The sequence below is a fragment of the Streptomyces sp. NPDC046900 genome (genome assembly GCF_040644975.1).
GTDB lineage: Bacteria > Actinomycetota > Actinomycetes > Streptomycetales > Streptomycetaceae > Streptomyces.
This window is the reverse complement of sequence record NZ_JBEYXD010000001.1, coordinates 177,140-202,643: the sequence shown is the minus strand read 5'-3', so window position 1 is coordinate 202,643 and position 25,504 is coordinate 177,140. Positions and strand designations below refer to the sequence as shown.

25 protein-coding genes and 7 tRNA genes are annotated in these 25,504 nt (G+C 72.0%); 22 read left to right on the top strand and 10 right to left on the bottom strand.

Annotated features, from left to right (window positions below; genetic code table 11):
- The first annotated feature begins 7 nt into the window (after positions 1–7).
- From ABZ904_RS00915 to ABZ904_RS00885, 7 genes are all read left to right on the top strand, one after another.
- Positions 8–841, top strand: coding sequence for a MetQ/NlpA family ABC transporter substrate-binding protein (locus ABZ904_RS00915; protein WP_361820369.1), 834 nt, complete (start codon positions 8–10; stop codon positions 839–841).
- A 164-nt stretch (positions 842–1,005) separates the two neighbouring features.
- A complete protein-coding gene (locus ABZ904_RS00910) occupies positions 1,006–1,644 on the top strand; it encodes a GNAT family N-acetyltransferase (protein WP_359389903.1) in 639 nt (212 codons plus the stop codon).
- Between the two features lie 129 nt (positions 1,645–1,773).
- Positions 1,774–2,985, top strand: coding sequence for a precorrin-6y C5,15-methyltransferase (decarboxylating) subunit CbiE (cbiE, locus tag ABZ904_RS00905; RefSeq protein ID WP_361820366.1), 1,212 nt, complete (start codon positions 1,774–1,776; stop codon positions 2,983–2,985).
- A 344-nt stretch (positions 2,986–3,329) separates the two neighbouring features.
- A complete protein-coding gene (gene cobT, locus ABZ904_RS00900; RefSeq protein WP_361820363.1) occupies positions 3,330–6,857 on the top strand; it encodes a nicotinate-nucleotide--dimethylbenzimidazole phosphoribosyltransferase in 3,528 nt (1,175 codons plus the stop codon).
- 210 nt (positions 6,858–7,067) lie between these two features.
- The gene (gene cobA, locus ABZ904_RS00895; RefSeq protein WP_361820360.1) at positions 7,068–8,300 is read left to right on the top strand and encodes a uroporphyrinogen-III C-methyltransferase; all 1,233 of its coding nucleotides are present in this window, start codon (positions 7,068–7,070) and stop codon (positions 8,298–8,300) included.
- 89 nt (positions 8,301–8,389) lie between these two features.
- Positions 8,390–9,208 (top strand): RNA methyltransferase, encoded by an 819-nt coding sequence (locus tag ABZ904_RS00890; RefSeq protein ID WP_360991909.1) that lies wholly within the window; start codon positions 8,390–8,392, stop codon positions 9,206–9,208.
- Positions 9,209–9,220: 12 nt separating this feature from the next.
- Positions 9,221–9,613, top strand: a complete 393-nt coding sequence (locus tag ABZ904_RS00885; RefSeq protein ID WP_359389918.1) for an NUDIX hydrolase — start codon at positions 9,221–9,223, stop codon at positions 9,611–9,613.
- A gap of 63 nt (positions 9,614–9,676) precedes the next feature.
- Here ABZ904_RS00885 and ABZ904_RS00880 read toward each other — a convergent pair whose 3' ends face one another.
- A complete protein-coding gene (locus tag ABZ904_RS00880) occupies positions 9,677–10,987 on the bottom strand; it encodes a serine/threonine-protein kinase (protein ID WP_359390247.1) in 1,311 nt (436 codons plus the stop codon).
- A 196-nt stretch (positions 10,988–11,183) separates the two neighbouring features.
- Between ABZ904_RS00880 and ABZ904_RS00875 the strand changes: the two genes are divergently transcribed.
- The 4 genes from ABZ904_RS00875 (at position 11,184) to ABZ904_RS00860 (ending at position 13,428) form a co-directional block, all read left to right on the top strand.
- Positions 11,184–11,459, top strand: a complete 276-nt coding sequence (locus tag ABZ904_RS00875; protein ID WP_361820357.1) for a hypothetical protein — start codon at positions 11,184–11,186, stop codon at positions 11,457–11,459.
- A 199-nt stretch (positions 11,460–11,658) separates the two neighbouring features.
- Positions 11,659–11,868: a hypothetical protein gene (locus ABZ904_RS00870; RefSeq protein WP_360991917.1), complete on the top strand. Its 210-nt coding sequence runs from the start codon at positions 11,659–11,661 to the stop codon at positions 11,866–11,868.
- Positions 11,869–12,169: 301 nt separating this feature from the next.
- Positions 12,170–13,066, top strand: a complete 897-nt coding sequence (locus ABZ904_RS00865; protein ID WP_360992168.1) for an aminoglycoside phosphotransferase family protein — start codon at positions 12,170–12,172, stop codon at positions 13,064–13,066.
- Positions 13,067–13,140: 74 nt separating this feature from the next.
- Positions 13,141–13,428, top strand: coding sequence for a zf-TFIIB domain-containing protein (locus ABZ904_RS00860; protein WP_359389927.1), 288 nt, complete (start codon positions 13,141–13,143; stop codon positions 13,426–13,428).
- Between the two features lie 44 nt (positions 13,429–13,472).
- Here ABZ904_RS00860 and ABZ904_RS00855 read toward each other — a convergent pair.
- From ABZ904_RS00855 to ABZ904_RS00835, 5 genes are all read right to left on the bottom strand, one after another.
- A tRNA-Val gene (locus ABZ904_RS00855) sits at positions 13,473–13,544 on the bottom strand.
- 43 nt (positions 13,545–13,587) lie between these two features.
- Positions 13,588–13,659: transfer RNA gene (locus tag ABZ904_RS00850), tRNA-Val, on the bottom strand.
- A gap of 53 nt (positions 13,660–13,712) precedes the next feature.
- Positions 13,713–13,784 (bottom strand) — tRNA-Val (locus ABZ904_RS00845).
- Between the two features lies 1 nt (position 13,785).
- Positions 13,786–13,859: transfer RNA gene (locus ABZ904_RS00840), tRNA-Cys, on the bottom strand.
- A 38-nt stretch (positions 13,860–13,897) separates the two neighbouring features.
- Positions 13,898–13,970, bottom strand: a tRNA-Gly gene (locus ABZ904_RS00835).
- A 176-nt stretch (positions 13,971–14,146) separates the two neighbouring features.
- Here ABZ904_RS00835 and ABZ904_RS00830 point away from each other — a divergent pair.
- From ABZ904_RS00830 to ABZ904_RS00820, 3 genes are read left to right on the top strand one after another with little or no spacing between them, the layout of a single operon-like run.
- The gene (locus tag ABZ904_RS00830; RefSeq protein WP_361820353.1) at positions 14,147–15,199 is read left to right on the top strand and encodes a chorismate-binding protein; all 1,053 of its coding nucleotides are present in this window, start codon (positions 14,147–14,149) and stop codon (positions 15,197–15,199) included.
- Positions 15,196–16,017, top strand: a complete 822-nt coding sequence (locus tag ABZ904_RS00825; protein ID WP_361820350.1) for an aminodeoxychorismate lyase — start codon at positions 15,196–15,198, stop codon at positions 16,015–16,017. Before ABZ904_RS00830 ends, ABZ904_RS00825 begins: the two co-directional genes overlap by 4 nt.
- Positions 16,018–16,073: 56 nt before the next feature.
- A complete protein-coding gene (locus ABZ904_RS00820) occupies positions 16,074–16,898 on the top strand; it encodes a GNAT family N-acetyltransferase (protein WP_359389937.1) in 825 nt (274 codons plus the stop codon).
- 3 nt (positions 16,899–16,901) lie between these two features.
- Here ABZ904_RS00820 and ABZ904_RS00815 read toward each other — a convergent pair whose 3' ends face one another.
- Entirely contained in the window at positions 16,902–17,423 is a 522-nt protein-coding gene (locus ABZ904_RS00815) for a DsbA family protein (RefSeq protein WP_359389940.1), read from the bottom strand.
- Between the two features lie 277 nt (positions 17,424–17,700).
- On the opposite strand from ABZ904_RS00815, the gene ABZ904_RS00810 reads away from it, so the two are divergent.
- Together ABZ904_RS00810 and ABZ904_RS00805 are read left to right on the top strand one after the other, a co-directional pair.
- A complete protein-coding gene (locus ABZ904_RS00810; protein WP_359389943.1) occupies positions 17,701–18,132 on the top strand; it encodes a hypothetical protein in 432 nt (143 codons plus the stop codon).
- A gap of 165 nt (positions 18,133–18,297) precedes the next feature.
- Entirely contained in the window at positions 18,298–18,450 is a 153-nt protein-coding gene (locus tag ABZ904_RS00805) for a hypothetical protein (RefSeq protein ID WP_252423638.1), read from the top strand.
- A gap of 105 nt (positions 18,451–18,555) precedes the next feature.
- Here ABZ904_RS00805 and ABZ904_RS00800 read toward each other — a convergent pair whose 3' ends face one another.
- Together ABZ904_RS00800 and ABZ904_RS00795 are read right to left on the bottom strand one after the other, a co-directional pair.
- The gene (locus ABZ904_RS00800; protein ID WP_359389947.1) at positions 18,556–19,113 is read right to left on the bottom strand and encodes a CGNR zinc finger domain-containing protein; all 558 of its coding nucleotides are present in this window, start codon (positions 19,111–19,113) and stop codon (positions 18,556–18,558) included.
- Positions 19,114–20,375: 1,262 nt separating this feature from the next.
- Positions 20,376–20,789, bottom strand: coding sequence for an SsgA family sporulation/cell division regulator (locus ABZ904_RS00795; protein WP_003959770.1), 414 nt, complete (start codon positions 20,787–20,789; stop codon positions 20,376–20,378).
- 191 nt (positions 20,790–20,980) lie between these two features.
- Here ABZ904_RS00795 and ABZ904_RS00790 point away from each other — a divergent pair, with 191 nt between their 5' ends.
- The 4 genes from ABZ904_RS00790 to ABZ904_RS00775 all read left to right on the top strand — a co-directional run bounded on the left by ABZ904_RS00790 (position 20,981) and on the right by ABZ904_RS00775 (position 22,713).
- Positions 20,981–21,418, top strand: a complete 438-nt coding sequence (locus ABZ904_RS00790) for a TIGR02611 family protein (protein WP_359390253.1) — start codon at positions 20,981–20,983, stop codon at positions 21,416–21,418.
- Between the two features lie 65 nt (positions 21,419–21,483).
- A tRNA-Val gene (locus ABZ904_RS00785) sits at positions 21,484–21,555 on the top strand.
- A gap of 600 nt (positions 21,556–22,155) precedes the next feature.
- Positions 22,156–22,602, top strand: coding sequence for an SRPBCC family protein (locus ABZ904_RS00780; RefSeq protein ID WP_359389950.1), 447 nt, complete (start codon positions 22,156–22,158; stop codon positions 22,600–22,602).
- Positions 22,603–22,641: 39 nt separating this feature from the next.
- A tRNA-Val gene (locus ABZ904_RS00775) sits at positions 22,642–22,713 on the top strand.
- 78 nt (positions 22,714–22,791) lie between these two features.
- Here ABZ904_RS00775 and ABZ904_RS00770 read toward each other — a convergent pair.
- The gene (locus tag ABZ904_RS00770) at positions 22,792–23,517 is read right to left on the bottom strand and encodes a 3'-5' exonuclease (protein WP_359389953.1); all 726 of its coding nucleotides are present in this window, start codon (positions 23,515–23,517) and stop codon (positions 22,792–22,794) included.
- Positions 23,518–23,685: 168 nt separating this feature from the next.
- Between ABZ904_RS00770 and ABZ904_RS00765 the strand changes: the two genes are divergently transcribed.
- Positions 23,686–24,252: a DUF4365 domain-containing protein gene (locus ABZ904_RS00765; protein WP_359389955.1), complete on the top strand. Its 567-nt coding sequence runs from the start codon at positions 23,686–23,688 to the stop codon at positions 24,250–24,252.
- Positions 24,249–25,466 carry a hypothetical protein gene (locus ABZ904_RS00760; RefSeq protein ID WP_361820343.1) on the top strand — a complete coding sequence of 406 codons (1,218 nt, stop codon included), beginning with the start codon at positions 24,249–24,251 and terminating at the stop codon, positions 25,464–25,466. Before ABZ904_RS00765 ends, ABZ904_RS00760 begins: the two co-directional genes overlap by 4 nt.
- Positions 25,467–25,504 lie beyond the last annotated feature (38 nt).

The following is a 25,504-nucleotide window of genomic DNA, read 5'->3' as shown; positions in this document are numbered from 1 at the left end:
ACTTTTCGTGCGTAACACTGCCAAGATCACCGCCGCCGTCCTCGCCGCCGGAGCCCTCACCGTGGGGCTTACCGCCTGCGGCTCCGGCAAGAGCTCCTCCGCCTCCGCCGACTACAGCGGCCCGCTGGTCGTCGCCGCGAGCCCCGCCCCGCACGCCGAGATCCTCGACTTCGTCAAGCAGAACCTGGCGAAGAAGGCGGGCCTCGACCTGGAGGTGAAGGAGTTCACCGACTACGTCACGCCGAACACGGCGACCGAGGACGGGTCGGTCGGTGCCAACTACTTCCAGAACCAGCCGTACCTCGACGACTTCAACAAGAAGAACGGCACCCACATCGTGCCCGTCGTCACGGTGCACCTGGAGCCGCTCGGTCTCTATTCCCACAAGGTCAAGAGCACCGACGCCCTGAAGAGCGGTGCGACCGTCGCCATCCCCAACGACACGGTGAACGAGGCGCGGGCCCTCAAGCTGCTCGCCACCAACGGACTCATCGAGCTCAAGAGCGGCGTGGGCACCGAGGCGACCCCGCAGGACATCACCAAGAACCCGAAGAACCTGAAGTTCAAGGAGCTGGAGGCCGCCCAGACCCCGCGCTCCCTGGACGACGTGGACGCCGCGGTGATCAACGGCAACTACGCCCTCTCCTCGGGCCTCAAGCCCGCCAAGGACGCCCTGGTCCTGGAGTCCGCCAAGAACAACCCGTACGGCAACTTCCTCGCGGTCAAGAAGGGCAACGAGAAGGACCCGCGCGTGAAGAAGCTGGCCGCGCTCCTCACCTCTCCCGAGGTGAAGAAGTTCATCGAGGACAAGTACGCCGGATCCGTCCTCCCGTCCTTCTGAACACCCCCGGCCCACCGCTGACGACGCGTATACCGCGTATCGCCACGCACGGGGTCCGCTCCCTCAGGGGGGAGCGGACCCCGTGGTGCGGTTAGGTGCTTTCATGCTGCATGCTGGGCAGTTCAGCAGGCCCTGAAGGTCTTCCGAAGGATACGGAGCGGCGCATGACTGGCACCTTCCCCAACGTCTCCATCAGCACGGAGCGGTTGGTACTGCGCCCTCTCGAGGAGCCGGACATCGACGCCTTCGCCGAGATGATGAACGACGAGCTCGTCACCGCCTGGACCTCCGTGCCGCAGCCTTACACCGAGGCCCACGCCCGCAGCTGGATCACCGAACTCGCGCCGGCGGAGCGTGCCGAGGGCCGCGGCATCGTCTTCGCGGTCACCGAGTTCCTCACCCAGCGCCTGGTCGGCACGCTCCACCTGCGGAACACCGACTGGCGGGTGCGTTCGGCCGAGATCGCCTACGTCATCGCCCCCTGGGCGCGCGGAGAGGGGTACGCCTCCGAGGCGGCCTTCGCCACCGCGCAGTGGCTCTTCCGCGATCAGTGGTTCGAGCGCCTGGAGCTGCGCACCGCCGCCGACAACACCGCCTCCCAGCAGGTCGCCCAGAAGATCGGCTGCATCAGCGAGGGCGTCCTGCGCGGCGCCTGGATAGCGCGTACCAGGGGCGACGACGGCGAGTGGACCGACGTCCGCACCGACCTCATCATCTGGAGCCTGCTGCCCGAGGACCTCGACGGGGTAAGTGAGGAGCTGGCCGACACCGGTGGTTTCACGTCGTTCTCGAACTGGAACTGACACCGGGGGACCGCTCCCACCGGCCGGGCCCGGGGCGGGGGCTCCGAGCCGCACCGGGTACCCTCACGGTGCCTGCCGTGCGGGCTGCCCTCCTGACGACCTGCGCAAACCCCCTGGAGACTGACGACGATGGCCGACCGGGTCACGGTGATCGGCTGGGACGGCTCGCCGCTGACCGCCGCGGCGCGCTCCGCCCTCGGTGCCGCCACGCTCGTCGCCGGCGCCGCCCACCACCTCGCGCTGCCCGAGGTGCCGCCGACGGCCGAGCGCATCCGCCTCGGCAGCGTCGGCCTCGCCGCCCGCCGTATCGCCGCGCACCGCGGCACCGCCGTCGTGTTCGCCGACGGCGACCCCGGCTTCTTCGGCGTCGTGCGCACACTGCGGGCCCCCGAGTTCGGCCTCGAGGTCGAAGTCGTGCCGGCGGTCTCCTCGGTCGCCGCCGCCTTCGCCCGTGCCGGGATGCCCTGGGACGACGCACAGGTGGTCGTCGCACACCGCCGCACCCTGCGGCGGGCCGTGAACGTATGCCGTGCCCATACGAAGGTCGCCGTACTCACCTCTCCGGGCGCCGGGCCCGCCGAACTCGGCCTGCTGCTCGACGGGGTCCATCGCACCTTCGTCATCTGCGAGGAACTCGGCACCGAGCGGGAACAGGTCACGGTCGTCACCTCCGACAAGGCGGCCGACCACACCTGGCGCGATCCCAACGTCGTCATCGTCATCGGCGGACCCGTGACCGCGGCCGACGGCGGCGGCTGGCTCGCCGGACGCGATCCGGGTGCGGGACCGCGCGGCTGGGCGCTGCCCGCCGACGCGTACGGCGGGGGACTCGGCGAAGGCGAAACGGATCTGCTGCGCGCCGCGCAACTCGCCCGCCTCGGGCCGCGGGTGGGTGACCTCGTATGGGACATCGGCAGTGGCAGCGGGGCCTTCGCCGCGGAGGCCGCCCGCTGCGGAGCCGCCGTCATCGCCGTGGACAGCGACCCGGACGCCTGCGGCCGTACGGCTGCCGTCGCCCGCCGCTTCGGGGTCCAGCTCCAGATCGTGCACGGCACCGCCCCGCACATCCTGGAGAACCTGCCCGAACCGGACGTCGTGCGCGTCGGGGGCGGGGGAGCCGCGGTGGTCTCGGCCGTCGCCGACCGCCGCCCGCAGTGCATCGTCGCGCATGCCGCGACCCGCGACGCGGCCGAACTCGTCGGCAGGGACCTCTCGGAGCACGGCTACGACGTCGAGTGCGCGCTGCTGCAGTCCGTCGAACTCGACACGCGTGCCTGGGCGGAGAAGGAACGGAGTGTCGCGTTCCTGCTCAGTGGGCGACTGCCTGAACGCGCCCCGTGATCCGGTTGTCGTACCGGCGCGGTAGGCTGGCCGACCGTCGCACCGCACTAGGGTGATCCGGCATTCGTCAGCCAATGTCCGGAAACCGTGCCCCTTTTGAGGCAAGTGTGGTACGGCAGAACCGGAGGGCGCGCAACGTGGCGCAGTCCACAGCGGGTCGTCGCGGATCAACCTGTCGTGACGGCGGGACGACCGCGACAATGCCGTTCAAGGGCTTTGTCGTCATTGTTGCCGGGTCGTTCGTGCCGCTGGGCACGCACGCTCGTTCTTCACTGCGGGCGGTCGGCGCGACGTTCCGGGCGAGCTGGCCGTGGAAGCACTAAACCGATGGGCGAGGGGTACGCATGACCGACACCGGCCAGGTCCCGGGCGAGGGGCTGCCGGAGAACGCAGGCATGGTGGAGCAGCCGGGCGTCCTCGCGCCGGGCGCGTACACCTACCTCGACCACTCCGACACCGCCGCCGTGGAAGACGACGACCTGCTCCTGATGCCCGGCCAGCAGGGCGCGTGGGGCAACGAGATGCCGCAGCCCGCCCCGGCCCCGGCGTCGTTCCACCACGAGCCGGGCCCGCACGAGACGTCCGGCCGGGACAGCGGCTCGATCGACCTCGGCGCGGTGCGGATGCCGCCCCCCGCGACGCCGGCACGCCGCCCGCTGCACCTCGGTCCGCCCACCCCGGACAACTCCTCCAGCCTGGTGCGTTCGCTCGCCGACCGGGGCCCGGCCGCCGCGCCGATGCGCCCCTCCGGGCCGCCGACGACCGGGCCCGAGTACCTCGACGTGCACCAGCTGGGGGAGAACTCCCCGCAGGCGGCGGCGCCGTGGGACGCGTCCGCGCAGACGCAGTTCGTGCCGGCGGTGGGTTCCGGGGCGACGGCCGAAGAAATGGGTGTCCCTGCATCGGCGTCCGAGCCGGCGCCGGCCGCGCCCGAGGCCGCGGTCATGGTCGCGGAGGGGTCCGGTGCGTTCCACGCACAGGCGATCCCGGCTGGTTCGGCGGGATTCCAGGCCCTCGGAGCGCCGTTCGGCACCGATCCGTTGTACGGCCCGGCCGCTCCCCACGACCTCGCGGGCACGGCTGCGGCAGAGCAGGCGGCCCCGCACACTCCGAGCGCGGCCCACAACGAACCCACCCCCGAGGTCATGCCGACGGCTGAGGCCGCGCCCGCCCCGGAGGGCCCGCGTTTCCCGCACACCCCGATCGCCGAGCCGGTAGCGTCCACGGACGCCACGCCCGTTCCGGTCCCCCCGCCGTTCCCGGAAGCCGCGCCGGACGCCGGGTCCTTCGCGCCGGTACCGGACACCGCACATCCCGCGGACGAGACCCCGCACGCCGGACCGGCCGACGCCGCCGGCATCGGCACGTCCTCCCACGGCGCCGGGATTCACGCCTCCGCCCTCGACGACATCGCGCTGTCTCCTCCGCCGGCCGCCGAGCCCGCCGCCTCGGCTCCGGCTGAGGAGGACCCCGCCCAGGCCGTGCCCCTCGTACCGGACCCGCACGCGCCCGAGCTTCGCCCCGCTGCTCCCGTCGGCTCCGTCGAGGACACCACGGCAGAAGCAGAAGGCGCGGAGGCGCACTTCGAGAAGCCCGCGCCGGAACGCACCGCCCGGCGGCGGCGCCTTGCGGTCGCCGAGCCCGACCAGGTCCAGCCGGTGGGCGCCGCCCGGTCCGCGGAGTCCGAGGCGTCCTCGACCCCGCCGCACGGTGTGCAGGCGCACGGCGGACTGCCCGCGTCCGGTGAGCAGTCCGGTGCCCCCGGTGCCGGAGCGGAGTTCTCCGCGGACCACTCGCTCGGCCACTTCGTGCCCGTCGAGGGCACGGTGCCGACCACGCCGTACCTCGCCCCGACCCCGCCCCACGCCCTGCGTGTGCCGCCGCTGCCCGAGCGGGAGCAGCAGACCGGCGAAGAACCCGCCGCGGCGGCCGCCCCGCAGGAGCAGCCGGCCGCCGGCCCGGCGGCGGAGGAACCCGTCGCCACGGTTCCCGCCCCCCGTGAGGGCGAGTCAACCGCCCCGGAGCCGCTCCTCGCGGACCCGGAGCCCGTAGTCGCACAGCAGGCGGAGGACCTGGACACCAGGGCCGCCGACCAGGAAGAGAGCACGGCCGCAGTGGAAGAGGTACGAGAGTCCACCGGCCCGGCGGCGCCCGGTTACGACGAGGTCGAGCGCGAGGCCGTGCTGCGCGTGATGCGCGAGCGCCGCGACATCCGCAACGGCTTCCGCAGCGACCCGATCCCGCACGACGTGCTGCTGCGTGTCCTGGAGGCAGCCCACACGGCCCCCTCCGTGGGCCACTCCCAGCCGTGGGACTTCGTCGTCATCCGCTCGGCCGAGACCCGCCGCACCATGCACGAACTGGCCCAGCGTCAGCGCGAGGCGTACGCCAAGTCGCTGCCCAAGGGCCGGGCGAAGCAGTTCAAGGAACTGAAGATCGAGGCCATCCTCGACACCCCGGTGAACATCGTCGTCACCGCCGACCCGACCCGCGGCGGCCGCCACACCCTCGGCCGGCACACCCAGCCGCAGATGGCCCCGTACTCCTCCGCGCTCGCGGTGGAGAACCTGTGGCTCGCGGCCCGCGCCGAGGGCCTCGGCGTCGGCTGGGTCAGCTTCTTCGACGAGCGCGAGATGGTCCGATCCCTCGGTCTGCCCGAGCACCTGGAGGTCGTGGCGTATCTGTGCGTGGGCTACGTCGACGAGTTCCCGGAGGAGCCCGAGCTGATGCAGGCGGGCTGGTCCAAGCGCCGCCCGCTGTCCTGGGTCGTGCACGAGGAGACGTACGGCCGTCGCGCACTGCCCGGCGAGGAGCCGCACGACCTGCTCGCCGAAACCGTGGCGAGCATCCGGCCGCTGGACGCCAAGGCGCTCGGCGAGGCCTGGGAGCGGCAGAAGCGGATGACCAAGCCGGCGGGTGCGCTCGGCATGCTGGAGATCATCTCCGCTCAGCTGTCCGGACTGTCCCGGCAGTGCCCGCCCCCGATCCCGGAACCCGCGGCCGTCGCCATCTTCGCGGGCGACCACGGGGTGCACGCCCAGGGCGTGACCCCCTGGCCCCAGGAGGTGACCGGCCAGATGGTCGCCAACTTCCTCGGCGGCGGAGCGGTCTGCAACGCCTTCGCCAGCCAGGTGGGCGCCGAGGTCTGCGTCATCGACGTCGGTGTGGCCTCCGACCTGCCCGCGACCCCCGGCCTGCTGCCGCGCAAGGTCCGCCCGGGCACGGCCGACATGACGACCGGTCCCGCGCTCACCCGCGAGGAGGTCAAGCAGGCGATCGAGGTCGGCATCGAGACCGCCCGGGACCTGGTCGCGGCAGGCAACAAGGCGCTGCTCACGGGCGAGATGGGCATCGCCAACACGACGGCCTCGGCCGCCCTGATCGCGGTCTACACGGACACCGACCCGTCCGAGGTGACGGGCCGCGGTACGGGCATCAACGACGAGACGCTGGCCCGCAAGACCGAGGTCGTGCGCCGCGCCATCGAACGCCACCAGCCCGACCCGGCCGATCCGATCGGCGTCCTGGCCGCGTTCGGCGGCCTGGAGCACGCTGCGATGGTCGGTCTGCTGCTCGGCGGCGCCTCCCTGCGCACGCCGGTGATCCTGGACGGTGTCAGCGCGGGCGCCGCGGCCCTGGTGGCCCGTGCCATCGCCCCCGAGGCCCTCTCGGCCTGCATCGCCGGCCACCGCAGCGCCGAGCCCGGCCACGTGGCCGCCCTCAACAAGCTGGGGCTGCGCCCCCTGGTCGACCTGGACCTGCGCCTCGGCGAGGGTACGGGCGCGCTCCTCGCCCTGCCGCTCGTGCAGAGCGCGGCGAGGGCGATGCACGAGGTGGCGACCTTCGATTCGGCCGGGGTCACCGAGAAGTAGGGCCCGGCGAAGCAGTTGCAGGGCTGTGCCCACCCGTTCCGTTCTGGCGGAACGGGTGGACACAGCCCGCGCATGACGCCCGCATCGGACCGCGCCGTCCGGCCCCGCCCGGCTCCGCGCTTGCCCGTGGCGCCTAAAATCCCCATGTCAGGGCCGCTCCAACGCCGCAGAGGCCCCTTCCGTACCGCCTGGACGAGGAGCCGCACCTCCATGGCCGAACACCCCCCATACCCCGTAGGGCTCCGTCTGACCGGTCGCCGTGTGGTCGTCCTCGGCGGCGGCCAGGTCGCGCAGCGCCGTCTGCCCGCGCTGATCGCGGCCGGCGCGGACGTCCATCTGGTGTCCCCCGAAGCGACTCCCTCGGTGGAGGCGATGGTGGCCGCGGGTGAGATCACCTGGCTGCAGCGTCCGTACCGGCCGGGGGACCTGGAAGAGGCCTGGTACGCCCTGATCGCCACCAGCGACCCCGAGGCCAACGCCGCCGCCTCCGCCGAAGCCGAGCGCCGCCGCGTGTGGTGCGTGCGCTCCGACGACGCCGACGCGGCCACCGCCTGGACCCCGGCGACCGGTCACAGCGAAGGCGTCACGGTGGCCGTGCTCACCACGCGACCGCAGGGCCGGGACCCCCGTCACACCGCCGCGATCCGCGACGCCGTCGTGGAGGGCCTGCGCGACGGAACGCTCGTCGCCCCGCACCACCGCACGCGTACGCCCGGTGTGGCGCTGGTCGGCGGTGGCCCCGGCGACCCCGATCTGATCACCGTGCGAGGCCGGCGCCTGCTGGCCGAGGCGGACGTCGTCATCGCCGACCGGCTCGGCCCCCGCGACCTGCTGACCGAACTCCCGCCGCACGTCGAGGTGATCGACGCGGCGAAGATCCCGTACGGCCGCTTCATGGCCCAGGAGGCGATCAACAACGCGCTGATCGAGCACGCCCGGCAGGGCAAGTCGGTCGTACGGCTCAAGGGCGGCGACCCGTTCGTCTTCGGCCGCGGCATGGAGGAGGTCCAGGCGCTCGCCGAGGCGGGCATCCCGTGCACCGTGGTCCCGGGCATCTCCAGTTCGATCTCGGTGCCGGGTGCGGCAGGCATTCCGGTCACCCATCGCGGTGTCGCACACGAGTTCACCGTGGTCAGCGGCCATGTCGCTCCCGACGACGAGCGCTCGCTGGTCGACTGGCCGTCGCTGGCGAGGCTCAGGGGGACGCTGGTGATCCTCATGGGCGTCGACAAGATCGGGAAGATCGCCGACACGCTCGTCGCCCACGGCAAGGCGCCCGAGACCCCCGTCGCCCTGGTCCAGGAGGGCACCACCGCCGCCCAGCGCCGGGTCGACGCCACGCTCGCGACGGTCGCCGAGGCCGTGCGGACCGAGGACGTGAAGCCCCCGGCCGTCATCGTCATCGGCGAGGTCGTGCAGACAGGCCCGCGCCCGGTGGGCTGACAGGAACCGGACAGACCCATTCGTAACCCGCGGTAACCCGGCCCGTTCCAGCCGTTGGCACCGCCCCCAGGACAAGGCAGTATCACCCTGTGGCCGATCTCATCACCGTTGAGGACCCCGACGACCCGCGCCTGAGCGACTACACGGGCCTGACCGACGTAGAGCTGCGCCGCAAGCGCGAACCCGCCGAGGGCCTGTTCATCGCCGAGGGCGAGAAGGTCATCAGGCGAGCCAAGGAAGCCGGCTACGAGATGCGCTCCATGCTGCTGTCGGCCAAGTGGGTCGACGTCATGCGGGACGTCATCGACGAACTCCCGGCCCCGGTGTACGCGGTGAGCCCGGAACTCGCCGAACAGGTGACCGGCTACCACGTGCACCGCGGAGCGCTCGCCTCCATGCAGCGCAAGCCGCTGCCGACGGCGGACGAACTCCTGGCGACCGCTCGCCGGGTCGTGGTCATGGAGTCGGTGAACGACCACACCAACATCGGCGCCATCTTCCGGTCCGCCGCGGCCCTCGGCATGGACGCGGTCCTGCTGTCGCCCGACTGCGCCGACCCGCTCTACCGCCGCAGTGTCAAGGTCTCCATGGGCGCGGTCTTCTCGGTGCCCTACGCCCGTCTCGACACCTGGCCCAAGGGCCTGGACTCGGTGCGCGAGGCGGGTTTCACGCTGCTCGCGCTCACGCCCGACGAGAAGGCCAAGAGCCTCGACGAGGCGGCGCCGCACCGGATGGACCGTGTCGCGCTGATGCTCGGCGCGGAGGGGGACGGTCTGTCCACCCAGGCGCTCGTCGCCGCGGACGAATGGGTCCGCATCCCCATGGCCCACGGCGTGGACTCGCTCAATGTGGGCGCGGCGGCGGCCGTCGCCTTCTACGCGGTGGCCACCGGTCGCCCCCAGCCCTGATCGGACAGGCCGATGGCCCAGCGAGAGGCGATCGTCGCGGTGCTGCGCCGCGCCGACCGGTTGCTCGTCATCAAACGCGGTCCCGCGGCGCGCCGCCCCGGCTACTGGGCCCCGCTGAGCGGCACGCTCGAACCTGACGAGACCCAGGAGGAGGCGCTGGTCAGGGAGGTCCGTGAGGAGGTCGGTCTGACCGTCCGCCCGCTGGCCAAGGTCTGGGAGTCCGAGACCGACGACGGGATCTTCCGCCTCCACTGGTGGACCGCGGACCCGGGCACGGACGAAGTGGTCGCCGACCCGGGGGAGGTCGGCGACGCCCGCTGGGTGACCGCCGAGGAGTTCCTCGGGATGGACCCGGTCTTCGACGGCGACCGGGAGTTCTTCGAACGGATCCTGCCGCAGCTGTGACGGTCCCCCGGCGTCCGAGCACGGGCGCAGGGATCAGCGCGGGCGCCGCTCGGTGCTCACCCGTCAGCTGCCCTGGCTCAGCCCGCCGCGGTGCCGGTCGGTCACGAGAGCGGCGGCCGGGGAGGCGTATGACCGCTCGGGCCGGACGTCCCAGTGGGCGTTCCCGTCGTCCAGCCCTCGCGCGGGCCCCTGGCAGCCCTGGGCCGCCGCGATGCCCAGTGCCACCAGCAGCGTCACCACCACGAAGACGATCAGGCGCTGGCGCAGCAGCCGCGGATTGGCCGGGCGCCGCCCGGTTCCGGTGGTCCGGGGGGCGGGGCGTCCGGCGCCGCTGCGCGGCACGGGCCGGCCGCCGGAGCGAGTCGAGTTGCGCTGCGCCGGTGTCGGGCGCGCACCCGGCCGGGAGCCGTTGCTGCGGGGCGGGGGAGTACCCGGCCCCGGCGGTCGCCGCACGGTGCGCTGATCCGCGTACTGCTCCGCGAGCCGGCCCGTGGGCCGGTCCGGCTCGCCCCGCTGCGACGGCGGCCGCACATCCCCCCCGAGCCCCTGGGCCTCCCGGGTCGCGATCTCCTTGAGCCGCAGCGAGAGTTGGAGCGTGCTGGGCCGCTCCTCCGGGTCCTTCGCCAGACAGGCGCGGACGAGCGGGGCGAGCGCGTCCGGCATGCCGTGCAGCTGGGGTTCCTCGTGCACCACCCGGTAGAGCATGACCTCGGAACTGCCGTGCCCGAACGGCGAGTCTCCCGTCGCCGCGTACGCGAGCGTGGCGCCCAGCGAGAACACGTCCGTGGCCGGGGTGACGGCGGCTCCGCGCACCTGCTCGGGGGCGAGGAAGCCGGGCGATCCGACGGCCGTGCCGACGTGCGTGAGCGTCGAGGCGCCCGTCGCCCAGGCGATGCCGAAGTCGATGATCCGCGGCCCCTTCGGGGACAGCAGGATGTTGGACGGCTTCAGGTCGCGGTGGACGACCCCGGCCTCGTGCACCGCCACGAGCCCCTCGGACAGGGCGGCGCCCACCGCGGCCACCTCGGCGGCGGTGAGGGGGCCCGCATCGGCGACCTTGTCGTGCAGGGAGGGGCCGGGCACGTACTGCGTGGCGAACCACGGACGGTCCGCCTCCAGGTCGGCGGCCACCAGTCTCGCCGTACATCCGCCGCGGATCCGCCGTGCCGCCGAGACCTCACGCGCGAACCGCGACCGGAACTCCTGGTCCTCCGCCAGATCCGGCCGGATCACCTTCAGGGCGACACGCTGGCCGCGCTTGTCCGAGCCCAGGTAGACGACGCCCATCCCGCCCGCGCCGAGCCGCCGGTGAAGCCTGAACGAGCCGACGACACGCGGGTCCTCACGCCTCAGGCGCATCATCGCCATGTCCATCCCCGCTGCCCGGTCCGTTTGACGAGCCACAGCTTACGTTTCCGCGGCCGGGTGCGCGCAGAGGCCGCGCCCTCTCCCATCGATCGATTGTCAGTGCCGGGTGGGAGAATTGAGAGGTGGTCAGGGGGCGTGCGAGCAGGGCGGTTTCGCATCACCCTTGATCTCAACCACCCTACGTCGAAGGGGGTTTGAGCCCGTGAAGGGTGATCGTGTGGAGATAGTCGTGGACGCCGGTGACACGACGCGCACCTACGAGGTGGTGGCGAGCAGGGCGGGCCGCCGGGTGGAGACGGCGGTGCGCAGGGGAGTCGTGGAAGTGAGCGAAGTCACCCGAAGTGGGACTGTCGTACGGACGGCCCGCTTTATGGCGAACCGGGTGCTCGCACTGGTGGAGCAGCCGGTTCCACGGGAGGACGGATCCGAGCAGAAGGGGCATAGCAGACACCCCCTCGGGGATGACCCTGAGACCTAGGACCTCGTCTCCACCCAGGGGAGTACACCACAGGTCATCGCTCATCCTCCGGGAGGCCAGGCAATCGATACGAGGGCATGACGCCCCGGGGGCGCCAGGATCCTAGATTTGAGGTCAAGCGGCGGGTGCAGCACTCGTCCCCCGAGGTCGGTCACCCGCCGCTGCCGACGACAACCACACAACGGTCAGGAGAGGGACCATGGCCCAGACGGCACCGCGGACGCTGGTCCGCACGCAGGGACGCAAGGCGTTCGGCCTCGCGTTCGGTACGCACCGTCAGGGCCGTCGCCACCCGCTGGTGGCGACCGCGATGGTCCTTCCCCTGGCGGCCCTGCTCGTGTACGCCTTCGGCGGCTGGGAGGCAGTGGTCACACAAGCGTCGTCCGTGGGAGTGATGCTGGGGCGCTGAGCGGCGCCCCAGGCCCGGAAGAGCGGTCCGGGCGGGGACATCCACCCATGAAACCCCGTGGGGACGGGGGTGCGGCGGACGGCACAAACGCCCGCGCAGCTGGGGAGCTGCGCGGGCGTTGCGCCGTTTTCCGGGCCGGAGCGGCGTCGCGCTGGCGGATCCGGTCGATCGCCGTCCCGGCGCCTGCACACCTCATCTGCGGCCGAACCCCTCCACGTACGCTCCCGGACAGAGCCGTATGCATTCGAGGGGACCCGTGAACGCACTCCTGCCCGCACTCGCCGCGACCGCACGTGCCGCGGTGCACACGAGTCCCGGCACCGACTGCCACTGCCCGACCGCTCACACGGTCCTCGCCGAGCGCAGCGACAGTGCCACCGTCGTCCGCCACGGTGCCACGGTCGCCAAGGCCCACGCCCCCGGCACCGACCCCGTCCACCTCCAGCTCCGCCTCACCGCCGCCGCCGGGCTGCCGGACACCCTCCTCGCCCCCCTCCGCCCCGCCCCCGTCCCCCTCCACGGCCGTCTGGTGACCTTCTGGCCGTACGGAACCCCCGTGGACCCCGACACCCCGGAGGCCGCCCCCTGGGAGGCGGCCGCGGCCCTTCTCGCGCGGCTGCACCGGGCACCCGCCCCGCCCGGCCTTCCGTCGATGCGCGGACCCGCCAAGGCCGCGCGGGCCATCCGGCGGCTGAGCGCGGCCGGCCCGCACCCCGCCGCCGAGCCCGTTCTCCGCGCCTGGGCCGCGCTCCCGGCCTGGGCCCGCGCGGAGGCTCCCGCACCGTCCGCCCGCACCCTCTGCCACGGTGATCTCCACTTCGGCCAGCTCGTGCGCCACCCCGCCGAGACGGGTCCCTGGCTCCTCATCGACGTCGACGACCTCGGCGTCGGCGACCCGGCCTGGGACCTGGCCCGCCCGGCCGCCTGGTACGCATGCGGACTGCTCCCGCCCGACGAGTGGTCCCGCTTCCTCTCGGTGTACCGGGGCGAGGGCGGCCCCGCCGTTCCCTCCGCCGGCGACCCCTGGACTGCCCTCGACGTCCCCGCCCGCGCCCTCACCGTCCAGACGGCGGCCCTGGCCGTGGCCAAGTCCGCGGCCGCCCGCCGCCCCTTGGACGAGGTCGAGCAGGCCGTGGTCGATGCCTGCGCCCGAATGGGCACCACCCCACCCGGATTGACGCAGGGATGTGCGACGTAGGCTGCAACCGGCCAGCGTGGGCGCGAGTCCTTACCTGGCGAAGCACCACCGACCGGCGAGGAGTTGAGCCGACCATGCAGTGTCCGAAGTGTCATGCGCCGATGCACACGTACAACCGCAACGGCGTCCAGATCGAGCAGTGCAGCGGCTGTCGCGGCATCTTCCTCGACTACGGGGAGTTGGAGACGCTGACCCGTCTGGAGAGCCAGTGGGCACAGCCCGCCCCGCCGCCCCCGGCCGCCCCTCAGGCCTACCCGGCGGCTCCCGCCTGGGGTGCCCCGCACGGCGGCCACCACGGCGGTCACGGCCACTACGGCCATCACGGTCACAAGAGCTTCGCCCACATGCTGTTCTCCAGCTGAGACGCGAAGAAGCCCCCGGCCGCAGGGCCGGGGGCTTCGATGTGTGGACGATACTGGGATTGAACCAGTGACCTCTTCCGTGTCAGGGAAGCGCTCTCCCGCTGAGCTAATCGTCCTCGGGACCACAGCCGGTCCTCAAAGACGGCCATGGATGCTGCGTGCGCGATACTGGGATTGAACCAGTGACCTCTTCCGTGTCAGGGAAGCGCTCTCCCGCTGAGCTAATCGCGCGGGGATCCCCGGGATCATACAGGCCCCCGTGGACCGCGGTCCTCGCGGACCAGTGGACGATACTGGGATTGAACCAGTGACCTCTTCCGTGTCAGGGAAGCGCTCTCCCGCTGAGCTAATCGTCCATGGAGGTGGAGACGGGATTTGAACCCGTGTAGACGGCTTTGCAGGCCGTTGCCTCGCCTCTCGGCCACTCCACCAGGAGTGCAGGGGACCCGGAGGTCCCCTGGTTCCTTCGAGCGGACGACGAGGCTCGAACTCGCGACCTCAACCTTGGCAAGGTTGCGCTCTACCAACTGAGCTACGTCCGCTTGTCGTTTCGGACGCTCACACGTCCCGGCGACGAGTTGAACTCTAGCGGATTCCCGGGCCAGTACAAAAACGCGTTTGTGCAGCGTGCTGCGCTGCACCTGGTCAAGGACATGGTCAGGGCACCCACGGGGACATGTCCGGGCCACCCGCAGGACACCCGCCATAGACTCGACACGTGCCCCACCTGCCTCCTCTTGCCCGTTTCGGCGATCGCGTCGCCACCGGTCTCCTCGATGTCACCAGCGACCCGGCGGCCCTGGACTCCACCGGTTTCTGGGCGGTCTGCGCGGACTACGAAGGGCGTGTGACCTGCGCCCGGTTCGCCGAGGTGCGGGAGGAGCCCGTGCCCGCCCCGCGCCCGGGCGGATGGCAGGGACCGTCGGCCGGTGACTGGGAGTCCTCACTCGACCGCGCCGCGTACACGGCAGGGGTGCGCAGGATCCGTGAGCACATCGCGACCGGAGAGGTCTACCAGGTCAACCTCTGCCGGGTGCTGTCCGCGCCGGTCGCTGCCGACGCGGATGTGGACGCGCTGACCGCCGTGCTGGCACGCGGCAACCCGGCGCCGTACGCAGGAACGATCCGTCTGTCGGAGCACGGTGTGGAGATCGCCACCGCGTCCCCCGAACTCTATCTGCGCCGCACGGGCCGGATCGTCGAATCCGGGCCGATCAAGGGCACCGGGCGCACCGAGGCGGACCTCCTGGACAAGGACTACGCCGAGAACGTGATGATCGTGGACCTGGTCCGCAACGACCTCGGGCGTGTCTGCAGCACCGGCAGCGTGTCCGTGCCCGATCTGTGCGTCGTCGAGAAGCACCCCGGCCTGGTCCACCTCGTCTCCACGGTCCGCGGCGAACTGCGCCCGGAGACGGGCTGGCCCGCACTGCTCGAGGCCACCTTTCCGGCCGGCTCGATCAGCGGGGCACCCAAGTCCAGCGCGCTGCGCATCATCGACGCCCTGGAGACCGCGCCCCGCGGCCCCTACTGCGGCGGCATCGGCTGGGTCGACGCGGACCGCGGCGCGGGCCAGCTCGCCGTCGGCATCCGTACCTTCTGGATCGACCGAACCGCCGAGCACGCCCCCGTGCTGCGCTTCGGCGCCGGTGCGGGGATCACCTGGGGCTCCGACCCCGAGGGGGAGTGGTACGAGACCGAACTGAAGGCCGCCCGGCTGCTCGCGGTAGCGTCGGGGTCGTACGAGGTGAGTGGAGGGACCCTTTCGTGAAGATCTGGCTCGACGGCGGGCTCCAGGACACCGAGTCCGCCCGCGTATCCGTCTTCGACCACGGACTGACCGTCGGCGACGGCATCTTCGAGACCGTCAAGGCTGTCGGGGGGCGGCCGTTCGCGCTGACCCGGCACCTCGACCGGCTCACCCGCTCGGCACGCGGCCTGGGACTCGCGGACCCCGACGCCGATGAGGTCCCTCGCGCCTGCGCCGCCGTCCTGGAGGCCAACCCGATGCCCCTCGGGCGCCTGCGCATCACCTACACCGGCGGCTACGGCCCGCTCGGCTCCGACCGCGGCGACCGGGGTCCGACCCTGGTGGTGGCGATCGGCGAGACCCGTCGGCGCCCCGACTCCACCGCCGTGATCACGGTCCCCTGGACCCGGAACGAACGCGGCGCCCTGGCCGGCCTGAAGACCACCTCGTACGCCGAGAACGTCGTCGCCCTCGCCCGGGCCTCCGAACAGGGCGCCACCGAGGCGTTGTTCGCCAACACGGTGGGGCAGCTGTGCGAGGGCACAGGATCCAACGTCTTCGTCGTCCTCGGCGGCGAGATCCACACCCCGCCGCTCGCCTCCGGGTGCCTCGCGGGCATCACCCGTGCGCTCACGGCCGAGTGGACGGGCGCCAAGGAGACCGACCTGCCGCTGGACGTCCTCGAGCACGCGGACGAGATCTTCCTCACCTCCACGCTGCGGGACGTCCAGGCCGTGCACCGGGTCGACGGCCGTGAACTCGCGGGTGCACCCGGACCCGTGACCGCGAAGGCCATGCGGATCTTCGACGAGCGGTCCGGCGACGACCTCGATCCCTGAGGGCCCGCGATCAAATTCGGCTGACCCGCGGCGCGGCACCGGGTAGAACACCTCTGATGACCACGACACTGCGGCCGGCCGAGCCGCTTCAGCTCAGCGCGGACGGTGCACGTTCGCGACACTTCCAGGTGTGTGTGAACGGTCGCCCCGTGGGCGGGCTGCATCTGTCCACGGATCCCGAGTACGGCCTCGGCACGGCTCGCATCCTGGACCTGACCATCGAGGAACCGGATCGCCGCAGGGGGCGGGGCACGGTGGCCGCGCTCGCCTCGGAGGAGGTCGCGCGCGGGTGGGGCTGCCGCCGCATCGAGATGTCGGTGCCCGGGGACACCGAGGCCGGGCTCAGGCTGGCGACGGCGCTCGGGTATGTCCTGCGGAACCGGAACATGGAGAAGCGTCTGGCCGGACCATCGCCCCGGCTGCCGGCCGGAAGCGCCGCCCGGCCCATGACCGAGGCCGAATTCGGTCCCTGGTTGGCCAGGGGCCGGGAGGGCTTCGCACGCGATCTGATCGAGCGGGGAGTGCCCGCGGCCGAGGCGTACGCCAAGGCGGACCGGGGTCACGCCAGGTTCCTGCCGGACGGACTGGCGTCCGAGAACACGGTGATCAGCGTGCTGGAGCAGCAGGGGGAACCGGTCGGCACCCTGTGGCTGGGGCTCTGGCCCGAGACCGCGTTCGTTCTCGATGTCGAGATCGATGCGGACCGGCGCGGCCGCGGCCACGGGCGCACACTGATGCTGCTCGCGGAGGCACAGGCGGCCGGGGGCGGCAAGGACCGCGTCGGCCTCAACGTCTTCGCGGGCAACACCCCGGCCGAGCAGCTGTACACCTCGCTGGGGTACGAGACGACCGAGTATCACCTGACCAAGCAGCTCGTCTGAGGCTCAGGCCCCTTCGGCCAGCAGCCGGTCGGCGATCTCCTCGATCCGCTCGCGCAGCCCGGCCTGGCTCTTGCCGCCGTCGAGGCGCTCGCCGCCGATCACATACGTCGGCGTGCCGGTCACTCCGATCGCCTTGCCCTCGGCCTGGTCGGCGTCGACGATCAGGATGTGCCGGCCGTCGACCAGTGCCGTGTCGAACTCCTCGGCGTCCAGGCCGAGTTCGCTCGCCATCTGGACGAGGAACGCCTCACCCTGGCGGTCCAGCTCCTCCACTCGGCCGAGCACCGACTCCACGTACGGCCAGCCCTTGCCCTGCTCCAGCGCTTCCTCGGCGGCCTGGGCGGCGGCGAACGCGTGCCGGTGCTTGTCCAGGGGGAAGTGCCGCAGCCGGATCTCCAGCCGGTCGCCGTAGCGGGCCCGCAGTGCGCGCAGATCGTCCAGGGCGGTACGGCAGTCGGGGCACTGGAGTTCGCACCAGACGTCGAGGACGGGGGGTGCGACCGGGGCGGGGGAGGAGTCACTCATGGTCACCAGTCTCCCAGGATCGCGCACGCGTCCCAAACGGGACCTCCGTCACCGCCGGCGGAGCACCGGAGCACGACCGGAGCGGGGCGCGTGGAGGGGGAAGGAGGACGCGCGGGTGCCCGGTTGCCGTCGCGGGTGGAGACCCGGGGCCGCCCTGAGGAGGAGGCGACCCGGAGATCTCCCTGAAGTCCGGCCTGGCCGTGGCCTGCGGGGCCCGCAGCGGTGCAGGATGGAAGGGACGAACCGACCCCGCCGACCGACCTGTGTGGAGGACCGGATGATTGCCGAGACAGTCTGTGCCGCCGTCTCCGCGGCCGGCCTGGGCATTGCCGCGGTCACAGCCTGGCGCAAGCGCTTCCTGTCGGCGGCCCGCATCGCCGCCTACTCGCTGGTGCCCGTGGGGCTGGTGATGACAGGGGTCGTGGGCTGGCTGGCCGACACGGCCTTCAGTCCCACGGCATGGGCGGGCTTCGCCGTGCTCGCTGCCGCCTGGCTGCTGTTCGCGACCACGCGGACCGTGGAGCGCCGCAGAGGCGGGACCCGTGAGCAGCGCAAGGCGGCGCGGGCCGCGCAGCACGAAGCAGCGCCTTCGTCGTCCTCCGCGCCGGCGCTGGGCGCCCCGGGCCGGCCCGCGGCCGCACCCCGCTCGACCGGCTCCACGGACGACTTCAGCGACATCGAGGCCATTCTGAAGAAGCACGGCATCTGACGCGTCGACACGGCAGGGGGACGGTCGGGCGGCGGTCCCGGACGATCAAGGTCGCACACGTCGAGATCATCTTCGTTCCGTAGATCACGGATATTGGCGAACACCCCGTCATTCCGGGCGTGTTGATCGCGTAGCGGGTGTGGGCTGCGCCATCATCGCCGCGAGATGCTGGACAGAACCCAGAGCGACACCGCTGCTCCTCCCGAGGAGCGCCGGGGTTGTCTCTTCGCGCTTTCCCAGCCACCGCTGATGATCTTCCTTGCGGTGATCGGCTGCCTGCTGCTCATGGCATCACTGCACGACCTGCTGATGCTCTGAGCCGTATGCGGAGCCCCTGGCGCCACCCGCCGAGGGCTCCGTCAGTCCCACCACCTCGGCGCGAACAAGGGCTCTCCCTGCCGATCGGCGGCAGTGCCGCTCCGCTCAGCCCGCGGCTTCCTTGCGGCGCGCCCGGTACGCGGCCACGTGCAGCCGGTTCCCACAGGTACGGCTGTCGCAGTAGCGGCGCGAGCGGTTGCGGGAGAGGTCGACGAAGGCGCGCCGGCAGTCCGGCGCCTCGCAGCGGCGCAGCCGCTCCTGCTCACCGGCGACCACGAAGAAGGCCAGCGCCATCCCGCAGTCCGCGGCGATGTGGTCGGTCACCGAGGCGCCCGGGGCGAAGTAGTGCACATGCCAGTCGTAGCCGTCGTGGTCCGTCAGCCGGGGCGTAGTCCCCGCGGCGGCGACCAGATCGTTGATCAGCCCGGCTGCCGTCCTGGCGTCCGTCGCGGCGAAGATCGCGGCGAACCGCCCGCGGATCTTGCGCACGGCCGAGAGGTCGAACTCCGAGAGGACGCCGACGTCGCTCAGGTCGTGCTCGCGTGCGAAGGCGTCGAGGGCGGTGACATCCGGGAGCCCGTCCGTCTCCGCACCCTCGGGTGTGGTGTTCACCAGATCGACCACGAGGTCGAGCGCGCACCGGGTGTCGTGGGTGATCAGCACGTGTCGCTCCCTGGCCTGGGGGTCGGGCGGGCGCCCGCCGATGCTGGCCGAGCCTAGCGGCTCACGGCGAACGGGGAGGGGGAGGGAGCGCGGGAGAGCGCGGAGGGAGCCGGGAGGCTCCGGAGGGCTTCGCCGGGACGGCACCCCGTCGACGTCCGCCGCTTCCGTGACTACGTCCGCGCCCACCATGGCTCGCTCCCTCCGGGACCTCATCCCGGCTCCCCGCGACGTCTCCGCAGGCTTCCGGGCTTCCTCCGCGGTCTCGCCGATCCCCTCCCGTGCGCGGCAGCCCCGCCCCGCGCGTGCCGCGGGCGCCACGACGTCGCCCCGGCCTTCGTCGGGACGGCGCCCCGTCGACGCCGGCGGCTTCCGTGACTCCCTGCGCGCCCGCCATGGCCCGCTCCCTCCGGGACCTCATCCCGGCTCTCCGCGACGTCTCCGCAGCCTCCCGGGCTTCCTCTGCGGTCTCCCCGCCCGCCTCCCGTGCGCGGCAGCCCCGCCCCGCGCGTGCCGGGAGCTTCGGCGAGCGCCACGACGTCGCTCCGGCCTTCGTCGGGGACGGCGCCCCGCCGACGCCGGCGGCTTCCGTGGCTCCCTGCGCGACCTCGCCGGCTTCTCCGTGCCGTGACCATCTCGACTTCCCCCTGGGGCATCTCCGCCTCCCCCGCGGCCTCCCCGGCCCCCGCCACGGCCTGGTGCCCGTGGAAGCCCGCGGCACGCGCGGAGGGGCCGCGGCGCGCGCGGGAGTCCGCGCGTTCCGCGGAGTAGGCCCCGGCGTCCGCGGAGGGCGCTGCACGCGCGGGGTCGGGCTGCGGCGCGCTCGGAAGACCGCAGCCCGACGGAAGCCCGCGCGCAGTGGCCACGCAGGTGTGGAGGCCGTCCCAGCCGTGGAGGCCGTCCCAGCCGTGGAAGGATTGCCGCACGCGCGGGAAAGACCGCCGCAGGCGTGGAAGGACCGCTGCGCGCGGAAGCCCGCCGCAGGCGCGCAGGAGGGCCGCACGCGCTTCTCGGCCCACGAGGCACTCTCGATAGCGCAGGCGCGCGGTGGCGCGGTTCCGCACCCGCCGGACCGGGCGGAAACCTCCGCGGCACCCGCCGCAGCGCACCCCACCACGGCCTGCGCATGGCCGTCACCGTCCGTAGGTGACTGAAGCGCCGTCTCCGCAAGAGCTCGCGGCGACGGCGCCCGGGTGTGCCGTATGCGGTTGTCATGGCCCGAGCCGTCTCCCCGAGTGGACGGCGCCGGGCGGTTCGAGGTGTCGCTAGCTCTCGGCAAGGATGTGGGAAAGCTCCGTGTCGAGATCGAAGTGACGGTGCTCCGTGCCGGGGGGCACGGCCGCATCGGTTCGCTTCAGGAACGATTCGAGGGCCCGCGCCGGGGCCTCGAGCAGGGCCTCGCCCTCAGGGGAACTCAGGGCGATGCAGACGACGCCCTGACCATGGCTCCGGGACGGCCAGACGCGGACGTCGCCGGTCCCTGTGGGCCGGTGCAGGCCCTCGGCGAGGAGGTCGCGGGCGAACACCCACTCGACGGTCTCCTCGGCTCCGGTGTGGAAGGTGGCGTGCACGGCATAGGGATCGGCCGTGTCATACCGCAGTCCCGCGGGAACAGGCAGTGAGGACTCGCTCGACACAACGAGGCGCAGGTGCAGCTCGCAGCTGACCGTGGTGTTCATAAGCGCCAGGGCCTTTCGCTCAGTGTGCGCTCGGGGATTCGCACGTCGGCGAAATCGACATGCCACCTACGGTGCCGTTGTAAACCCCTCTGAGAGTTTTGCCTGTCTTTACGTAGCTCGTCCGGCGGAGACATGTTTCGCACCATACGGCCATTCTGGTGACCGGTTTCTCTCGGGTAGGGTTTGTTCGTGTGGATACGGGGAGTGACGAACAAGGCAAGATCGCCGTTGCCGGGCAGGAATCGAAAGCCGGGCCGGGCCTCGGTTCGCGGGCGCCCGCATTCATCAAGGTGCGACCGGCGCTGCATCGCAGCTGGCAGGTGGGCGTTTTCCTGGTCGGCCTCGCGGTGGTCGTCGGCGGCCTGATCCTGCTTCCGCTGCCCGGGCCGGGCTGGCTGGTGATCTTCGCCGGCATGGCGATCTGGGCGACCGAGTTCGTCTGGGCCCAGCTGGTGCTCCGCTGGACGAAGCGGAAGGTCACCGAGGCGGCAGAGCGTGCACTCGACCCCAGGGTGCGCCGCCGCAACATCATCCTGACGACGGCCGGCACGGTGATCGTGTGCGGGCTCGTCGGCATCTACTTCTGGAAGTTCGGCGTCGCGATGCCCTGGAACATCAGGGAAGAGTGATCCGGTGGCTGTGGTCACCGTGTCGGAGGCACCCCCTGACATGGGGTAATCTTCTTCCTGCGCCCGGGCGATTAGCTCAGCGGGAGAGCGCTTCGTTCACACCGAAGAGGTCACTGGTTCGAACCCAGTATCGCCCACAGTATCGAGGGCGGCGTGCACATACAGTCACCGTGTGTCATGCCGCCCTCGTCGTGTGTCCGGCCCGGCGGCTCGCGTCTCCGGTGTTCCCGTGGTATGCGTGTCGGCCCGAATGCCGGGTATCACACGGAATGGATTCATGACAAAAGCGCCCTATGGTCGGAAATCCTCCGTGCGAATTCCGAAACACCGTCGGATTTCGCCGGATTTCTACGGAACCAGTACGGCGATGTCTGGCACGACCTCAAGTCACAGCCGAGTGCGGGGAATTCGAGGACGAGCGACTTCTGGTTCGGTTCCGGTCCCGTTTCGGTCCACGGACTCCGCCTTCGAGAGGCCCGGCACTTGGTGGCTGACGAGGTGCCACAAGCCCCTGAGCGCACGCGTTCCAGCGCCGCCCGGCGCCCAAAGCCGGTGAGCGCAGGTTGCGTCGGGGCCGGCCGCCGTCCGGCGTCGAGGGTCCGGTAACTCCTCGGGCGGAAGCGGCGGATGGGCCACGCCCCCCGCGCCGCGCGTGCCACCTGTGAGGGGACGAGGGCGGTTGCCCGCATCCCTCCGGATCCGTACCGCCGCGCTTCACGGACCGGCACACTCGGCCCATGGACTGGAACCACTACCGCTTCCGCAGCGTATGGGCGCTGCCCGTCCCGCCCGATCGGGCCTACGCCGTGCTGGAACAGGCCGAGGACTATCCGCGGTGGTGGCCGCAGGTGCGCACGGTGCACCGGATCGACGACGACAGCGCCGTGATCTCCATCCGCTCCCTGCTCCCGTACGACATCACCTTCACCGCACGCCGGATGCGGCAGGATCCCGCCGCCCGGATACTGCAGATCGCGATGTCCGGCGACATCGACGGCTGGGCCCGCTGGACGGTCACCGCCACCGCCCGCGGCTCGCACGCCGACTACGAGCAGGTGGTCGACGTGCACAAGCCGCTGCTCAGGCGGTTCGCCGTGCCGGGACGCCCGTTCTTCCGGGCCAACCACCGGCTGATGACGCGGGCCGGGCGGCGCGGACTGGTGGCGTACCTCGAAGCAGTTTGAAGGAAGCCCGCCGGGACCTGTATTGTTCAGTGCGTTCCCGGGCGATTAGCTCAGTGGGAGAGCGCTTCGTTCACACCGAAGAGGTCACTGGTTCGAACCCAGTATCGCCCACCCGGAAATGGCCGGTCCGTCATCGACGGACCGGCTTTTCGCATGTCATGAGGTGTCCTGCGGCCTCCCGTGACATGTTCAGGCGGCGGCCGGCAGCTCCGGACGCACCGGCCAGGCCGGGTCCACCAGCTCGTCCGTGCCGCTGCGCGCGAACCACGCCTGCAACCCGTGCGCCTGCGCCGCGTGCCACCCGGTCTGCAGCGTGTGCAGTTCGGGCGGAGTCAGCCGTTCCAGACGGCCGGCGAAACGACGTCCCAGGGCCCGTACCACCTCCAGGGCCGCCACCGCGTCCGCAGCCGCGTCATGCGCTCCGTCCAGTACGACCTCGTAGTGCGCGCACAGGTCGGTGAGCGTGCGGCGGCCCTTGCGGTACCGGTCCAGATGCTTGTCCAGGACCCGAGGGTCCAGTACCAGCAGCGGAGCCGACGCGAACCACCGCTCGATCGAGGACGCACGATGCCGGCGCAACTCCCGGTCGAGCAAGGTCAGATCGAACGGCGCGTTCATCACCACCAGCGGCCGGCCCACCGTGGCCTGCTCGCTCAGCTCCCTCGCTATCTCGTCCATCACAGGCGACGGCCAGCGGCCGTTGCGCTGCAGATACTCCTCCGTCAGCCCGTGCACCGCCGTCGCCTCGGCGGGCACCGGCACACCCGGGTTCACCAGCCAGCGGTTCACCCGCGGCCGGGCTCCCGGGGTGTCCTGGACGACGACGGCGGCCGACACGATCCGGTCGGTCTCGACGTCCACGCCCGTCGTCTCTGTATCGAACGCGGCCAGAGGCCCCTCGTACCAGCACGTCATGCGTACACAACTCCTCGTTCACCCTTGGCAGCTGACGTACCGTCTTCTGCCTGTTTGGTGATACCCGGGCCGTTTGCGCCGTACGCCGGAAGGAGACAACAGGAGTACGGGTCTTTGCTGTTCACGGGCCCGTCACGGGGACTCACCTGGCTGGGAAGGCTTTTGGTCATGGCGATAGCGCAGCCCGAACGGGGCGGGCTGCTGCCCGAGAGGACGGCAACCCGTCGCGGCACCCTCGCCACCACCGCCTGCATGGAGACCTTGCAGGTGGGTTATCTGCACGCGGTCGCGGCCGCGGCCGGCTGTTCGCTGTCGCAGCCCTTTCCGGACAACGGCATCGACTGGCACGTCAGCCACAGCGCACCCGGCCACACGGTGGACGACGAGGTCACCATCAAGGTGCAGCTCAAGGCGACCTACCAGATCCCGCCGAACCCGCCGGGGCGCTCCTTCTCCTTCACGCTCGACAACGCGCACCTGGCGAAGCTCGCCCGCACCCCGGTCTCCGTGCACAAGATCCTGGTCGTGATGATCGTCCCGCGGTCTCAGGAGCAATGGCTGCGGGCCGGGCACGACCGGCTCGACCTGCGGCACTGCTGCTACTGGGTCAACCTGGCAGGACACCCGATCACAGGCCGGCGCCGCACCACCGTGCGCATTCCCACTTCACGCATCTTCGACGACCGCGCGCTGTGCGAGATCATGACCCGGGTCGGAACGGGAGGCAGACCGTGATACACCGTCCCCTTGACGAGTCGGCCCGCGCCGTCCGGCCGCACCCGGCCGAACCGCTGTGGAACCAGCCGCCCGCGCCCGACCAGGTTGACCCCGCCGTACTCAGCGCCCTTCTGCACCGCCACGGCTGGCAGCGCCGTGGTGGAGCCGCCGGGCGCTACGGCCGCTGGACCCCACCCGGCCCGGGCAACGGCCGTACGAGCCTGCTGGTCCCGGAGAACCGGGCCTTCCCGGACAGCGACGACCTCATAGGCGAAGCCCTCGTCGCCCTGTACCGCAGCGGCTCGCCCGCGGCGCGCGACGTGCTGGTGGGGCTCGCCGTGCCCAGCGACGAGATCCACTGGTGGCGGGACGTTCCCTCGGGGCCGGCGGGCTCGGCGCCCTGGGCCGTCGAGGACCAGCTGCGCACCGCCGCCCGCCAGATGCTGATGGCGGGCGCGCTCGCCACACGCGCGCGTGCCGGCTACTACGGCGCCCGGCACCGCAGGCCCGCCGCCGCGTCCCTGGAACCCGTCCTGGTCGGCGCGGCCCCGGGCGGCCGCAGGCTCACCGCGTTCGTGCCCGCGTCCACCGGCAGGCCGCTGGCCGTGCGACTGCACCAGGCCCTGTACGCGGCCCGGGAGGCCATCGACTACGGGCGGGCCACCGGCGGGATGGACGCCTTCGACGCCGCGGTCGAGGCGGGCGTGAGCCATGAGCTGACCGAGGCGCTGGTCGCCCTCGTACGCGGATCCGAGGGTGCCCGGATCGCCGTGGAGTGGGCGCCCGCCGCAGGTGTCCCCGAGGGCTGCGCGGCGCCCGCCGAACCGGTGGAGTTCTCGCCCGGCGACCTGCCCGTGCTGCGTGAGGCCTCGGCGCGCTACCAGCGGGAGGAGCCGTCCGTGCCGGTGCGGATCACCGGGGCCGTCGTCCGTCTGCGCAGGTCGGGACCGCGCGGTGAGGGGACCGTGCGGCTGCGGGTCATCGCCGGCGCCGAGGTGCCCCACGTCCGGATGACCCTGGACGAGGAGGCGTACCGGATTGCGGGCCACGCCCATCTCATCGGGTTGCCGGTGCGGGTGCACGGGCGGCTGGAGAGCCGGGGCGGGTTCCGGCGTCTCGTCGCGCCGTCCGGGGTGGCGCCGGTCCAGGTCGACGAGGCCGAGCGGGACCGGCTGATGAAGTCGCTGCAGGAGAATCTGGACTTCTTCGAAGAGGCCTGCGGCGGGGACTGACGACAACCCTTTCGCGGAGGGCGGGGCCGGGTCGGTAC

Bases quoted from the DNA above. Each gene is read 5' to 3' on its own strand.
- ABZ904_RS00910 (WP_359389903.1), top strand. From the start codon at position 1,006: ATGACTGGCACCTTCCCCAACGTCTCCATCAGCACGGAGCGGTTGGTA.
- cbiE (WP_361820366.1), top strand. From the start codon at position 1,774: ATGGCCGACCGGGTCACGGTGATCGGCTGGGACGGCTCGCCGCTGACC.
- cobT (WP_361820363.1), top strand. From the start codon at position 3,330: ATGACCGACACCGGCCAGGTCCCGGGCGAGGGGCTGCCGGAGAACGCA.
- cobA (WP_361820360.1), top strand. From the start codon at position 7,068: ATGGCCGAACACCCCCCATACCCCGTAGGGCTCCGTCTGACCGGTCGC.
- ABZ904_RS00885 (WP_359389918.1), top strand. From the start codon at position 9,221: ATGGCCCAGCGAGAGGCGATCGTCGCGGTGCTGCGCCGCGCCGACCGG.
- ABZ904_RS00880 (WP_359390247.1), bottom strand. From the start codon at position 10,987: ATGGACATGGCGATGATGCGCCTGAGGCGTGAGGACCCGCGTGTCGTC.
- ABZ904_RS00870 (WP_360991917.1), top strand. From the start codon at position 11,659: ATGGCCCAGACGGCACCGCGGACGCTGGTCCGCACGCAGGGACGCAAG.
- ABZ904_RS00860 (WP_359389927.1), top strand. From the start codon at position 13,141: ATGCAGTGTCCGAAGTGTCATGCGCCGATGCACACGTACAACCGCAAC.
- ABZ904_RS00820 (WP_359389937.1), top strand. From the start codon at position 16,074: ATGACCACGACACTGCGGCCGGCCGAGCCGCTTCAGCTCAGCGCGGAC.
- ABZ904_RS00815 (WP_359389940.1), bottom strand. From the start codon at position 17,423: ATGAGTGACTCCTCCCCCGCCCCGGTCGCACCCCCCGTCCTCGACGTC.
- ABZ904_RS00810 (WP_359389943.1), top strand. From the start codon at position 17,701: ATGATTGCCGAGACAGTCTGTGCCGCCGTCTCCGCGGCCGGCCTGGGC.
- ABZ904_RS00805 (WP_252423638.1), top strand. From the start codon at position 18,298: ATGCTGGACAGAACCCAGAGCGACACCGCTGCTCCTCCCGAGGAGCGC.
- ABZ904_RS00795 (WP_003959770.1), bottom strand. From the start codon at position 20,789: ATGAACACCACGGTCAGCTGCGAGCTGCACCTGCGCCTCGTTGTGTCG.
- ABZ904_RS00780 (WP_359389950.1), top strand. From the start codon at position 22,156: ATGGACTGGAACCACTACCGCTTCCGCAGCGTATGGGCGCTGCCCGTC.
- ABZ904_RS00770 (WP_359389953.1), bottom strand. From the start codon at position 23,517: ATGACGTGCTGGTACGAGGGGCCTCTGGCCGCGTTCGATACAGAGACG.
- ABZ904_RS00765 (WP_359389955.1), top strand. From the start codon at position 23,686: ATGGCGATAGCGCAGCCCGAACGGGGCGGGCTGCTGCCCGAGAGGACG.